Source organism: Streptomyces sp. UNOB3_S3, assembly GCF_020740895.1.
Lineage (GTDB): Bacteria > Actinomycetota > Actinomycetes > Streptomycetales > Streptomycetaceae > Streptomyces.
On record NZ_JAILXP010000187.1, the window covers coordinates 1 to 13,563 of the forward strand.

Genomic DNA, 13,563 nt, shown 5'->3' on the forward strand with positions numbered 1-13,563 from the left:
GACGCGGGGACCCGGTGGCGGGCGGGGTGGTCGGCCCCGGCGCAGCGGCCGAGCGGCGGCTTCGAGGAGAACTGGGCGGAGACCGGCTTCGGCCACCAGTCGGTGCGTCAGACCGTCCGGGTGACGGACGGGGGCTCCGGAGCCCGGATCCGGCTGTCGAACCGCTACGGCGCGGCGCCGCTGACCGTGGACGCCGCGTCGCTCGCCCTGGCCGACGCGGGGGCCGCCGTCCGGCCCGGCACCCTGCGGCCGCTGACCTTCGACGGGGCGTCGACGGTCGTCGTACCGGCGGGCGGGGAGGTCGTGAGCGACCTGGCGGAGCTGCCGGTCGAGCCGCTGTCCTCGGTCACGGTGACCCTGTACTTCGCGGGCCCGACGGGGCCGGCGACCTTCCACGCGCAGGCCTATGCCGCGAGCTTCAGGGCGTCCGGCGACCGGACCGCCGACGCCGGGGCCGAGGGCTTCGCCGAGCGGACCCACTCGTGGTACTACCTCTCCGACGTGGAGGTGACGGGCGGCGACGGCCCGGCCCCGGGGACGGTGGTGGCCTTCGGCGACTCCCTCACCGACGGCTTCGGCTCCACGGTCGGCGCCGACCGGCGCTACCCGGACGCGCTCGCCGAGCGGCTGCGGGCCGCCGGCCGCTCCTGGGCCGTACTCAACGCGGGCATCGGCGGCAATCTGCTGCTCAACGACTCGCCGTGGTACGGCGAGCGGGCTCCGGCCCGCTTCGACCGGGACGTCCTCGACAAGCCCGGTGTCCGCTCGGTGGTCGTCCTCGTGGGGCTCAACGACATCGGGTTCAGTGAGGTGGATCTGCCCACCTACCGGCCCAACCCCCAGGTGTCGGTGGCCGAGCTGACGGCGGGCTACCACGAGCTCGTCGAGCGGGCGCACCGGCGCGGCGTCAAGGTGATCGGAGGGACGGTCCTGCCGTTCAAGGGCGCCGAGTACCACACGCCGAGGGCCGAGGCGAAGCGTGTCGCGCTCAACGAGTGGACCCGCACGTCCGGGGTCTTCGACGCGGTGGCCGATTTCGCCGCGGCCCTGGCTTCCCCGGACGACGCCGAGACGCTCGACCCCGTATACGACAGCGGGGATCACAAGCATCCCAATGACGCGGGGTACCGCGTGATGGCCGGGGCCGTGCCGCTCGGGTCCCTCTGAGGCCCGGCGGCGGGGTGGCACGCGGCCGGGCGGGCCGGCGGGTCCGGGCCCGGCCGCCCGCCCCGCGCGCGGGGTTCAGACCTTGGCCACGAGGGGGATGTCGCGCCGGATCAGCGCGGCGTAGCGGCCGTCGTCCGCGAGGAGCTCCTGGTGGGTGCCGCGCTCGGCGATCCGGCCGCCGTCGAGGACGATGATCTGGTCGGCGTGGCGGACCGTGGAGAGCCGGTGCGCGATGGTGATCGTCGTACGTCCCGCGGAGAGGGTGTCGAGGGCCTTCTGGACGGCGTGTTCGGTGTGGGTGTCCAGGGCGCTGGTCGCCTCGTCGAGGATGAGCACGGGCGGGTCGCGGAGGATCGTACGGGCGATGGCGAGGCGCTGTTTCTCGCCTCCGGAGAAGCGGTAGCCACGCTCGCCGACGAGGGTGTCGTACCCGTCGGGCAAGGAGGCGACATAGTCGTGGATCTGGGCGGCCTCGGCGGCGGCTCTGATCTCCTCGTCCGTGGCGTCGGGTTTGGCGAAGCGGAGGTTGTCGGCGACGGAGGCGTGGAAGAGATAGGTCTCCTGGGAGACGACTCCGACGGCCCGGGCGAGGGTGTCGAAGTCGAGGTCGCGCACGTCCTCCCCGTCGATGAGGACCCGGCCACCGGTGACGTCGTAGAGGCGCGGCACGAGATAGCTCAGGGTGCTCTTGCCCGAGCCGGTGGGGCCGACGACGGCCAGGCTGCCGCCGGCCGGGATGGCGAGGTCGATGCCGCTGAGGGCCGCGCTGCCGGGGCCGTAGGAGAAGGAGACGTTCTCGAAGGCGATCTCACCGCGGATCTTCTCCAGGCGTACCGGGTGCGCGGGCTCGGCGATCTCCACGGGCAGGTCGAGGTACTCGAAGATCCGCTGGAAGAGGGCGACGGAGGTCTGCACCTGCACACCGGTGGACAGCAGCGCGACGGTGGGCCGGAAGAGCCCCTGCTGGAGGGAGACGAAGGCCACGAGCGTGCCGAGGGAGATGTCCGGGCCGCCGGTCCGCAGGGCGATGCCGGCCGCCCAGTAGATGAGGGCGGGCATGGCGGCCATGACGACGCCGATGGTGGACATGCGCCAGCGCCCCGCCATATTGGTGCGCACCTCCAGCTCGACGAGCCGCTCGGACTCCTCGCTGAAGGCCTTGGTGAGGGAGTCGGCCCGGCCCATGGTGCGGCCGAGCAGGATGCCGCTGACGGAGAGCGATTCGGTGACCATGGCGGCCATGACGGCCATCTGCGTCTGCCGTTCGGCGGTGATCCGCTTGCGCTCGTCGCCCACGCGCCGCCCTATCCAGACGAAGACCGGCAGCAGGAGCAGGGAGACGACGGTCAGCCGCCAGTCCAGGGCGATCATCGCGACGACGGTGGCGATGACGCTGGTCAGGTTGGAGACGAGCGAGGTCGCGGTGGAGGTGACGGTGGCCTGCATCCCGCCGATGTCGTTGGCGATGCGGGACTGCACCTCGCCGGTGCGGGTCCGGGTGAAGAAGGCCAGCGGCATGCCCTGGAGCCGCCCGTAGACCGCGGTGCGCAGATCGTGCATCACGCGCTGGCCGACGGTGGTGGAGATCAGGGTCTGGAGCACGCCGAAGACGCTGTTGACGACGGCCGCGGCGATCATGCCGAGCGCCAGCAGGCTCAGCAGACCCATACGGCCCTGGGGGATGGCGACGTCGAGGACCTCGCGCAGCATGAACGGCGAGGCGACGGTGACGAGCGACGAGGCGCCGACGAGCAGCGCGACGACCGCGAGCCGGCCGCGGTACGGGTGGAAGAGGCGGAGGATGCGCCGCACCTGCGCGGGCCGCTCCGGGTCTGCGGGAGGTGGTGTCCAGTCCAGTGCGTCGTGAGGCATGGGCTCCTTCAGCGAGGTCGGGTCCGTGAGGCGGACGGCACGGTGACGCCGGACGGTGCCGGACGACTCATGTGTCATGACTCGTCCGGCACCGAACAGAGCATAGCTCACTGTTACCTATGCTCACAATGAAATCTGTCCTGATAACATTGCGATCATGACGGCCCCCGACACGTCCGGCCAGCTCGCCGAGCAGCTGCTGAGGCTGACCCGCAGGCTCCATCGCGCGCAGAAGCGCTATCTGGACCCGGTCGGCATCACGCCCGCCCAGTCGCGCCTGCTCCGCACCGTCGCGCACTACGAGGCGCCGCCGCGGATGGCGGATCTGGCCGAGCACCTGGAGGTCGTGCCCCGGGCGGTGACGACCCTGGTCGACGCCCTGGAGACCAATGGGGCGGTGCGCCGGGTGCCGGACCCGTCCAACCGCCGGGTGATCCGGATAGAGCTCACCGACCACGGCCGCTCGACGCTGCGCGCCCTGCGGGACGCCCGCCGCGCGGCGGTGGAGGACGTCCTGGCCCCGCTGGACGACGACCAGCGCGAGGTGCTGGGCGATCTGCTCGCCGAGCTGCTCACGGGCCCGGGCCGCACCACCCCCTGAACCGTCAGCAGCGCCGGCTGTCCTCCGTCAGCACGCCCTGGGCCGTGGCCAGGGTGCGGTCGTAGCACGCGCCCGGGCCCAGGAGGCGGTAGCGCTCACGGGAGACTCCCACGGCGTGGCGCTGCTCCCTGGGGACGTTCTGGATGTAGGACGCGTTGCCGCTGTAGGTGTCGTCCAGCCGGCTCCAGGTGAGCTGCTTCCCCGCCCGTGTGGTGCGCAGATCGGCCTGGTCGTCCATGGTCAGCACGGTGTCCAGCCGGTTGCCGGCGTCCACGGTGGTGACGCCCTCCATGCTGTAGACGCGGTGGGCGGTGTTCACGGTGGCCGGTCCCCGGCCCGCGACCGTGACGGTCTCGTCGTCCGTCCAGCGGGCCCGCAGCCCGTCCGTGGACTCGCCGTCCTTCCAGCGGTGGAGCGAGGTGGCGGCCAGACGGCGGCTGACCGTGGTGGTGACCTTCCCGTGCGAGGTGTTCAGGTATCCGGAGACGGTCAGCGTGTGCTCGGCGTCGGCCGATACCCGGTGCCGGGTGCCGGGCTGGTAGTCGACGGCGTTGCGCGGGGCGCCCTCCTGGTGCCGGGTGACCGCGCCGGTGACCACGGACGCCTTGGCGTCCTGCCAGACCAGGACGTTGACGGGGGTGTCCCAGCCGCTCTGCCCCTCGGGCACTCCGGCCACCGTCACGGAGATCCGGTGCGGCTTGCCGTCGTTCAGCCGCCCCGCGAAGGGCGTGAGGTCGTATTCCACCGGCCGGACGTCGAAGGCGCGCGGGCCGGGGATCACGTACCACAGGAAGGGGTTGGACCAGCCACCGGTCCACACCGTCGGGTAGGGGGCGGCGATCCCGGCCGGCGTGCCGTCCACCGAGACGCGCACCTCCCGGTTGGGCCCGTCCTTGGCCTTGCAGGAGTAGGGCGCGGACTCCGGCGTGGCGAGGTACCAGAACTCCTCGCAGCCGCCGCCGGATCCGGTCGCGTAGACCTCGGCCACGACGCGCTCGCTGTTGCGCGGCACGGTCAGCGCGCCCTCGTAAGCGGTGCCCGTGGTCCGCGCGCCGTCGAGGGTGAGGACCCGGTCCGGGGTGCCGGCGGGCTTCACCCGCCCCTCGGCCTTGTAGAAGGTCAGGGTCGCCTTGACCTTGATGACGCCGGTGTAGGTCTCGTTGACGAGGTTGCCGATGAGCATTTCGACGGGCTGCCGGGTGCGCAGGGAGGGGGCGTAGCGGGTGACGTCCTTCTCGACATGCCAGGTGATGCCCTTGGGCGAGGGTTCGGGTGTCGAGGTGCGCAACACCTCGACACCGCCTATGCGGAGGTAGCCGAGGCGGTCGAACTGCCGCCCGGCCACGGCGCCGTCGAGTCTGAGGACGACCTTGTTCCAGCGGTCACCGCAGCGCTCGGGGGGCGCGTAGGTGCTCTTGTAGGGCGTGTAGTCGCGGAATTCGGTCTCGGCGACGGTCACGGTGCAGGAAGTGGTGCGAGGGGTGGCCACGGGTGGGCCGGCGGTGATCGGGTCGTGCCAGTCGGTGCCGAACTCGGTGGGCGGCGTGGCGGCCGTGGCCGGTCCCGCGCTCAGCGCCAGTCCGGTGGCCGCGGCGCACAGTGCCAGGAGCAGTCGTCTCATGGGGCAGGAGTGAAGCGCGTCGCCGCATGGCGCACCAGTACGAGTCCGGCCTGATGGTCCATGGCCGGACACCCCACGCGTAAAAACCAGTTGAACCGGACATCTCCCTGCCGCGAGCCTGGCACGGACCCCTACCACCCACTCCGAACCGGGATGTCATGCACATTCGCGATCTGCCGTTTGCCGACCCCGGCCGCCCGGACGTCCGGTCGGGCCCCCGCTTCCTGCTGTGGCTGGGGCGGAGTCAGGTGGGCGGCCAGGCCAAGGCGATGCTCTGGGGCACGGCCAACATGGCGTCCGTGGCCCTGTTCCCCCTGGCGGCGGGTCTCGCCGTACAGGCGGTGGTCGACCGCTCCGGCACCCGGCTGGCCCTGGCGGCCGGTCTGATGCTGCTGCTCGGGGTTTCCATGGCGCTGGCCGACATGATGCTGCACAGGGTTTCGGTCACCAACTGGATCACGGCGGCGGCACGGGTGCAGCAGCTTCTGGCCCGGAAGACCGCCGAGTTGGGGGCGACGCTGACGCGCCGGGTCGCCGCCGGTGAGGTGGTGGCGGTGTCCACGGGCGACGTCGAGAAAATCGGCTGGTTCGTGGAGTCCGTCTCCCGCTTCCTGGCGGCGTTGTTCACCACCCTGGTGCTCTGTGTGTCCCTGATGATCTATCAGCCCGTGCTGGGGCTGGTGGTCGCTGCCGGTGTGCCCGTACTGGCCCTGGCAGTGCTGCCGTTGCTGCCGCACGCCACGCGGCGGGCCGACGAGCAGCGGGAGAAGGCCGGCCGGGCCACCGAGCTGGCCTCGGACACCGTGGCCGGGCTGCGGGTGCTGCGGGGCATCGGCGGCGAGGAGCTGTTCCTCTCCCGCTACCGCCACGCCTCGCAGGAGGTGCGCACGGCGGCCGTGCGCAGCGCCCGGATGTGGGCGCTGATCGCGGCGGTCCAGGTGGTACTGCCGGGGCTGCTGCTGATCGCGGTGGTCTGGTACGGCGTACGGCTGGTCCGGGAGGGGCGGATCGAGGTGGGCGAGCTGGTCACGGTCTACGGCGTGGTCAGCTTCCTGCTGCTGCCGTTGCGCCACTTCGAGGAGATCGCCCAGGCCTACTCCTTCTCCCGGCCCTCCGCGGCGCGTGCCGCCAGGGTGCTGGGGCTGGAGCGCGTCGCGCCGCCGGACGACGACCGGGGGGCGGCGTCCGGGCCGGGGCCGCGGGGCGATCTGTACGACCCCGCCAGCGGGCTCCTCGCCCCGGCCGGGCTGCTGACGGCGGTGGTCTGCGGGGATCCCGACGCAGCGGGCCGGCTCGCCGACCGGCTCGGCGGTCACGCCGAGGGGAGCGCCGACGGATCGCCCTCGGTGCTGCTGGGCGGGGTGGCGCTGGACGAACTGCCGCTCGACGTGGCGCGCGAGGCCGTGCTCGTCCAGGACAAGGACCCGGTGCTGCTGTCGGGCACCCTCGCCGAGCTGCTGGACGTGCCCTCCTCGGGCGCCGTGACGGCCGAGGCCGCTCTGGCGGCGGCGCAGTGCGACGACGTACTGGCCTCGCTGGGCCGGTCCTCCGCGGACGGGAGCGACGACCCGATGCGCGCCCGGATCACCGAGCGCGGCCGCTCGCTGTCCGGCGGGCAGCGCCAGCGCCTGGCACTGGCCCGTTCCCTGGTCACCGACCCCGAGGCGCTGGTGCTGGACGAGCCGACCGCCGCGGTGGACTCGCACACCGAGGCGCGGATCGCCGACGGGCTGCGCGACCTGCGCGCGAGCCGTACGACGGTGGTGTTCACCTCCAGTCCGCTGCTGCTCGACCGGGCCGACCGGGTGGTGTTCGTCCAGGAGGGCCAGGTGGCGACGGTCGGGGCGCACGCCGACCTGGTGCGCACCGACCCCGCCTACCGCGCGGTCGTCACCCGCCGGACGGACGAGGAACCGGACGGAACGGACGAAGAGCCGGACGGTATGGGCGAAGAGCCAAACAGGGCGGACGAAGAGATCGACAAGGCACTGGACATGGAGCTCGCCGGCTTCGAGAAGACCGGGGCCGACAAGGGCGAGCAGATCGGGGAAACGGCATGATCGGCCTGGCACCGCCGGCCTACGACCCGGCCGCGCCGGAGTCGGCGACGACGCTTCCGGTGGCCGGACGCACCACGGTGCGGAGCTATGCGAAGGGGATGCTGCGCCGGCACCGGGGCGCCTTCGCCCTGCTCGTGGGGGCCAACGCGATCGCCGTGCTGGCCTCGATGACCGGCCCTTATCTGCTGGGCGGGCTGGTCGAAGCCCTCGCCTCGGGCGCCCGGGAGTTCCATCTGGGCCGTACGGTCTCCCTCTTCGCCGTCGCCCTGGCCGTCCAGGCGCTGTTCACGCGCATGGTGCGGCTGCGCGGGGCGGTGCTCGGCGAACAGATGCTGGCGGACCTGCGCGAGGACTTCCTCGTCCGGTCGGTGGGCCTGCCGCCGGGCGTGCTGGAACGGGCGGGCACCGGTGATCTGCTGTCGCGGATCACCACGGACGTCGACCGGCTGGCCAACGCCATGCGGGAGGCCGTGCCCGAGCTGGCGATCGGCCTCGTCTGGGGCGGGCTGCTGCTGGGGGCGCTGACCGTCACGGCGCCGCCGCTGGCGCTGTCGCTGCTGGTCACGATCCCGCTGTTGTTCTTCGGCTGCCGCTGGTACTTCCGGCGGGCACCGGGCGCCTATCGCTCCGAGGCCGCCGGCTACGCGGCCGTCGCCGCGTCCCTGGCGGAGACCGTGGACGCCGGGCGGACCGTCGAGGCGCACCGGCTGGGCCGGGAGCGCGTCGCGCTGTCCGACCGTCGCGTCTTCGAGTGGGTGCAGTGGGAGCGCTATACGTTGTGGCTGCGCTCGGTGCTGTACCCCGTGGTCAATGTGTCGCATGTGCTGCTGCTCTGCGTCGTGCTGCTCCTCGGCGGGTTCTGTGTGCTCAAGGGGTGGCTCTCGGTCGGTGAGCTGACGACGGGAGCGCTGCTCGCGCAGATGCTCGTCGAGCCGCTCGGGCTGATCCTGCGCTGGTACGACGAGCTCCAGGTCGCCCAGGTGTCGCTGGCCCGGCTCGTGGGCGTACGGGAGATCGGCGCCGACGACACCGACGAGCGGGTGCGCCCGGCGGGCCGGGACGTCCGGGCGGACCGCGTGCGCTTCGGCTACGGACCCGGCGGCGATGTGCTGCACGAGGTCTCGCTCGACGTCCGGCCGGGCACCCAGGTGGCGCTGGTGGGACCGTCCGGGGCGGGTAAGTCGACGCTGGGCCGGCTGCTGGCCGGGATCTACGCCCCGCGGACGGGGACGGTGACGCTGGGCGGCGCGGAGCTCTCCCGGATGCCGACGGAGCGGGTGCGCCGCCATGTGGCGCTGGTCAACCAGGAGCACCACGTCTTCGTCGGCGCCCTGCGGGACAACCTGCTGCTCGCCCGGACGGACGCCGGGGACGACGAGCTGTGGTCGGCCCTGGCCGCCGTGGACGCCGAGGGCTGGGCCCGGGCGCTGGAGCGGGGCCTGGACACCGAGGTCGGCTCGGGCGGGTTGGCGCTGACCCCGGCCCAGGCCCAGCAGATCGCCCTGGCCCGGCTGGTGCTCGCGGACCCGCACACCCTGGTCCTGGACGAGGCGACCTCGCTGCTGGACCCGCGCGCCGCCCGCCATCTGGAGCGTTCCCTGGCGAAGGTGCTGGAGGGGCGCACGGTCGTGGCGATCGCGCACCGGCTGCACACCGCCCATGACGCGGACGTGATCGTGGTGGCGGAGGACGGCCGGGTCAGCGAGCTGGGCAGCCACGACGAACTGGTCGCGGCGGACGGCGCGTACGCGGCGCTGTGGCGTTCCTGGCACCGCTAGCCCTCCGGGCGGGGCGGGGGCCCGGGAGGTCAGAGGAGCTCCAGGGCCCCCAGCCCGCCCACACCGCCGAGGATCATGAAGGCGGGCATCAGGATCTTGACCTCGACCCGGCTGCCGGCCCGGAAGCGCATCCCCTTCGGGGGGCCGAGGGGGTACCAGCGCTTGCGGGCTATGGGCAGGGGCCACAGGATCGGGCAGCCGGAGACCGTCAGGGCGTCCCCGAGGTCGTGCACGAGCGCGCCCAGGACGATCGGCAGGCCCAGCCACATGTATTCCTGGCCGGGGCCGGTGAACAGCCAGTGGGAGCCGTTGCCCGGTTCGTCCAGGACCCCGGCGAGGATCCAGGCGCTGGTGGCCCCGAGCAGCCAGACCAGCACATCGCTGGAGGTCCGGGCCGCCCGCCACAGCAGCCCCTCGACGGCGAGCACCATGTGGACGAAGAGGATGCCGAGCACGGCCCAGCGGTCCCCGGTCATCGCCAGCGCCGAGGCGCCGGCCCCTATCAGCACCGCCCAGAGGGCGGTGTGGGTCAGGGTGCGGTGGCCGCCGCTGCGGCGCGGGTCGGCCTTGGACCTGGTGGCCTTGTAGACCGCGTAGGACAGCTGGTCGATGATCCCGCACAGGATCCGGGATATCGGGCCGAAGGAGCGCGATATCGTCGCGGACTTGTGGTCGAGGTCCGGGGCCAGGGCGGCCCCGGCGCAGATCAGCGCGCCGACGACGAGCACCGGCCAGGGCATGGGGTGGTCCAGCGCGGCGGCCGCCGCTCCCACACCCAGCCAGGCCGCCGCCCCGGAGAGCGAATGAGCCGGTCCCATCATCGTCGTGCCACCCCTTCGCCGGCCCGTGCCGGGCTTCGCTGACGCCCTGTCGGCCACTCAGCGTAATGCCCGGATGATCATCGTTCGACCGGCCGGTTCCCTGATCCGGCCCGGGGCCAGGCAGTATGGGGGTGTGACCCTTATCGATCAGATGCCGAGCCATGCCGACCCCGATGCCCTTTTCGAAGCTTTCTCGACCTGGGCCGAGGAGCGGGGCATCTCGCTGTACCCCGCCCAGGAGGAGGCGCTGATCGAGGTGGTCTCCGGGGCGAACGTGATCCTCTCCACGCCCACCGGCTCGGGGAAGAGCCTGGTCGCGGCGGGCGCGCACTTCACCGCGCTCGCCAATGACCAGGTGACCTTCTACACCGCCCCCATCAAGGCGCTGGTCTCGGAGAAGTTCTTCGACCTGTGCAAGATCTTCGGCACCGAGAACGTCGGCATGCTCACCGGCGACGCCTCGGTCAACGCCGACGCCCCGGTGATCTGCTGCACGGCCGAGGTGCTCGCCTCCATCGCGCTGCGCGACGGCAAGGACGCCGACATCGGCCAGGTCGTGATGGACGAGTTCCACTTCTACGCCGAGCCGGACCGGGGCTGGGCCTGGCAGATCCCGCTGCTGGAGCTGCCCCAGGCACAGTTCATCCTGATGTCCGCGACGCTCGGTGACGTCTCCCGCTTCGAGGAGGACCTGACCCGCCGCACCGGCCGGCCCACCTCGGTGGTCCGCTCGGCGACCCGGCCCGTTCCGCTGTCGTACGAGTACCGCTCGACGCCGCTGACGGAGACGCTGACCGAGCTGCTCCAGACGCGTCAGGCCCCGGTGTACATCGTCCACTTCACCCAGGCGGCCGCCGTCGAGCGGGCGCAGGCGCTGATGAGCATCAACATGTGCTCGCGCGAGGAGAAGGACGAGATCGCCAAGCTGATCGGCAATTTCCGCTTCACCACCAAGTTCGGGCGGAACCTCTCGCGCTTCGTCCGGCACGGCATCGGTGTGCACCACGCCGGGATGCTGCCGAAGTACCGGCGGCTGGTGGAGCGGCTGGCGCAGGCCGGCCTGCTGAAGGTGATCTGCGGTACCGACACCCTGGGCGTCGGGGTCAACGTTCCCATCCGCACGGTGCTGTTCACCGCGCTGACCAAGTACGACGGCCAGCGGGTGCGGACGCTGCGGGCGCGGGAGTTCCACCAGATCGCGGGCCGGGCCGGGCGGGCCGGCTTCGACACGGCCGGGTTCGTCGTCGCGCAGGCGCCCGAGCACGTCGTCGAGAACGAGAAGGCGCTGGCCAAGGCGGGGGACGACCCCAAGAAGCGCCGCAAGGTGGTCCGCAAGAAGGCTCCCGAGGGCTTCGTCAACTGGACGGAGAACACCTTCGAGAAGCTGATCTCCTCCGAGCCTGAGCAGCTCACCTCCCGTTTCCGGGTCACCCACGCGATGCTGCTGGCGGTCATCGCCCGGCCGGGCAACGCCTTCGAGGCGATGCGCCGGCTGCTGGAGGACAACGACGAGCCGCGCAAGAGCCAGCTGCGGCACATCCGCCGGGCCATCGCCATCTACCGTTCGCTGCTGGACGGCGGCGTGGTGGAGCGGCTGGAGGAGCCGGACGCCGAGGGCCGGATCGTGCGGCTGACGGTCGACCTCCAGTCGGACTTCGCGCTCAACCAGCCGCTGTCGACCTTCGCGCTGGCCTCCTTCGAGCTCCTGGACCCGGAGTCCCCCTCCTACGCGCTGGACATGGTCTCGGTCGTGGAGTCGACGCTGGACGACCCCCGGCAGATCCTGGCCGCGCAGCAGAACAAGGCGCGCGGCGAGGCCGTGGCGGCGATGAAGGCGGAGGGCGTCGAGTACGAGGAGCGCATGGAGCGCCTCATGGACGTCAGCTACCCCAAGCCGCTGGAGGAGCTGCTGTCCCACGCCTACGACGTCTACCGCAAGAGCCACCCGTGGGTCGGTGACCACCCCCTGTCGCCCAAGTCGGTCATCCGTGACATGTACGAGCGGGCGATGACCTTCACGGAGTTCACGGCGTACTACGACCTGGCCCGGACCGAGGGCATCGTGCTGCGCTACCTCGCCAGTGCCTACAAGGCGCTGGACCACACCGTGCCGGACGACCTGAAGTCCGACGACTTCGAGGACCTGATCGCCTGGCTCGGCGAGATGGTCCGCCAGGTCGACTCGAGCCTGCTGGACGAGTGGGAGCAGCTGGCCAACCCCTCGGAGGAGAGTGCGGAGGAGGCCCAGGAGCGGGCCGACCAGGTCAAGCCCGTCACGGCCAACGCCCGTGCCTTCCGGGTGCTGGTGCGCAACGCGATGTTCCGTCGTGTGGAGCTCGCCGCCCTGGACAAGGTCGGCGAGCTCGGTGAGATGGACGCCGAGTCCGGCTGGGACGAGGACCGCTGGGCCGATGCCATGGACGCCTACTGGGACGAGTACGAAGAGCTGGGCACCGGCCCGGACGCGCGCGGGCCGAAGCTGCTGCGGATCGAGGAGCGGCCGGAGGACGGTCTGTGGCGGGTCCGGCAGACCTTCGCCGACCCCAACGGCGATCACGACTGGGGCATCTCCGCCGAGGTGGACCTCGCGGCCTCCGACGAGGAGGGCCGGGCGGTCGTCCGGGTCATGGACGTCGGCCAGCTCTGACACCTTCCCGGCCAGGGTCCGGCGGCGTGCGCGGCACTCCGCCGGACCGTGGTCTACCCGCGCCCGCGCAGCCATGACCACAACTTTCCGGGCCGCAGGGAACGGGGACCAGGCCGGTGGGTATGTGCGGGCCCGGGCTCCGGTGGCGCGGCACGGTCCGCGCCGCGCTCCGGCCCGGCCGTGCGGCCCTGCCCGGCCTCCCGGTCCCCGTCGGTGCCGGGTGCGGGGGCGGTGCCGGGTGCGGGCCGGGTGGCCCGGGCCTGGGGCAGCGTGGCCGTGAGGCAGTGGCGGTACCAGTCGGTCTCGTCCTGGTCCTCCGCCAGTACCAGCGACTCGATCACCTCACGGGCGGCCGGGATCTCCGAGCGGATCCGGGTCAGCTCCGGGCGCAGCGCGCTCAGGTACGCCCGTTCGCCCGGGTCGGGCACGGCCTGTGCCAGTTCGGGGGCGTCGAGCACGGCGGCGGTGGCGGCCGCCCGCCGCCAGGGGTCCGTGGCCTGGGCGGTCAGCTGGTCGACCCGGCGGGCGCGCCAGCCCCGGGCGCGCCGGTCGGGGTGTTCGTCCAGCGCGGTCCGCAGCAGGGCGGGGGTGCGGCCGGTGAGCAGCCCGGGTTCCCGGTCGGCGAACTCCGCGAGGTCGGCCGCCAGATAGTGCCAGACGACGGCGCGGTACCGGTTGACGTAGAAGCGGACCGGGGTGAAGCAGCCGGCCCGGGCCAGGCGGGTGAAGCGGGCGGGGCCGACGCCCATGAGCTCGGCTCCTTCCGCCGTGCCCACGGCCCAGAGCCGGGAGCGCAGCGCTTCCGGGAAGCCCTCGCCCGACGCGTGCCGGGCGATCTCCTCCGGCGGGACCCGTCGCCGCCCGTCCGGGCCGGTCACGACGGTCCGCACCTCCCCCAGCTGGACGGCCAGTTCGAACTCGCGCGGCTTGAGCCCGAGCTCCCGTGCCGCCCGGGCGAGGGGGACGCCCGGTCCCGCCGGGCCGTGCAGCCCCACC

Annotated in this window: 9 protein-coding genes; 5 read left to right on the plus strand and 4 right to left on the minus strand. The window is 72.5% G+C overall.

The features are described from left to right. The coding region (locus tag K6I33_RS20455) for an SGNH/GDSL hydrolase family protein (protein WP_229354748.1) at positions 1 to 1,167 on the plus strand (1,167 nt) is incomplete at its 5' end. 75 nt (positions 1,168 to 1,242) lie between these two features. Here K6I33_RS20455 and K6I33_RS20460 read toward each other — a convergent pair. Further along, entirely contained in the window at positions 1,243 to 3,039 is a 1,797-nt protein-coding gene (locus tag K6I33_RS20460) for an ABC transporter ATP-binding protein (RefSeq protein ID WP_229354750.1), read from the minus strand. Positions 3,040 to 3,196: 157 nt separating this feature from the next. Here K6I33_RS20460 and K6I33_RS20465 point away from each other — a divergent pair, with 157 nt between their 5' ends. Beyond that, positions 3,197 to 3,640, plus strand: coding sequence for a MarR family winged helix-turn-helix transcriptional regulator (locus K6I33_RS20465; RefSeq protein WP_229354757.1), 444 nt, complete (start codon positions 3,197 to 3,199; stop codon positions 3,638 to 3,640). Between the two features lie 4 nt (positions 3,641 to 3,644). On the opposite strand, the gene K6I33_RS20470 is transcribed toward K6I33_RS20465, so the two are convergent. Then, entirely contained in the window at positions 3,645 to 5,261 is a 1,617-nt protein-coding gene (locus K6I33_RS20470) for a peptide-N4-asparagine amidase (RefSeq protein WP_229354759.1), read from the minus strand. A gap of 158 nt (positions 5,262 to 5,419) precedes the next feature. On the opposite strand from K6I33_RS20470, the gene K6I33_RS20475 reads away from it, so the two are divergent. Further along, the gene (locus K6I33_RS20475; protein ID WP_229354761.1) at positions 5,420 to 7,321 is read left to right on the plus strand and encodes an ABC transporter ATP-binding protein; all 1,902 of its coding nucleotides are present in this window, start codon (positions 5,420 to 5,422) and stop codon (positions 7,319 to 7,321) included. Further along, positions 7,318 to 9,099, plus strand: coding sequence for an ABC transporter ATP-binding protein (locus K6I33_RS20480; protein ID WP_229354769.1), 1,782 nt, complete (start codon positions 7,318 to 7,320; stop codon positions 9,097 to 9,099). The genes K6I33_RS20475 and K6I33_RS20480 overlap by 4 nt, the downstream gene beginning before the upstream one ends. 29 nt (positions 9,100 to 9,128) lie before the next feature. On the opposite strand, the gene K6I33_RS20485 is transcribed toward K6I33_RS20480, so the two are convergent. Next, positions 9,129 to 9,920: a metal-dependent hydrolase gene (locus K6I33_RS20485; RefSeq protein WP_229354771.1), complete on the minus strand. Its 792-nt coding sequence runs from the start codon at positions 9,918 to 9,920 to the stop codon at positions 9,129 to 9,131. A gap of 133 nt (positions 9,921 to 10,053) precedes the next feature. Here K6I33_RS20485 and K6I33_RS20490 point away from each other — a divergent pair, with 133 nt between their 5' ends. Continuing rightward, positions 10,054 to 12,567, plus strand: a complete 2,514-nt coding sequence (locus K6I33_RS20490) for an RNA helicase (RefSeq protein ID WP_229354773.1) — start codon at positions 10,054 to 10,056, stop codon at positions 12,565 to 12,567. A 53-nt stretch (positions 12,568 to 12,620) separates the two neighbouring features. Here K6I33_RS20490 and K6I33_RS20495 read toward each other — a convergent pair. Next, a partial coding sequence (locus tag K6I33_RS20495; RefSeq protein ID WP_308297244.1) for a DUF6397 family protein occupies positions 12,621 to 13,563 on the minus strand: 943 nt, incomplete at its 5' end.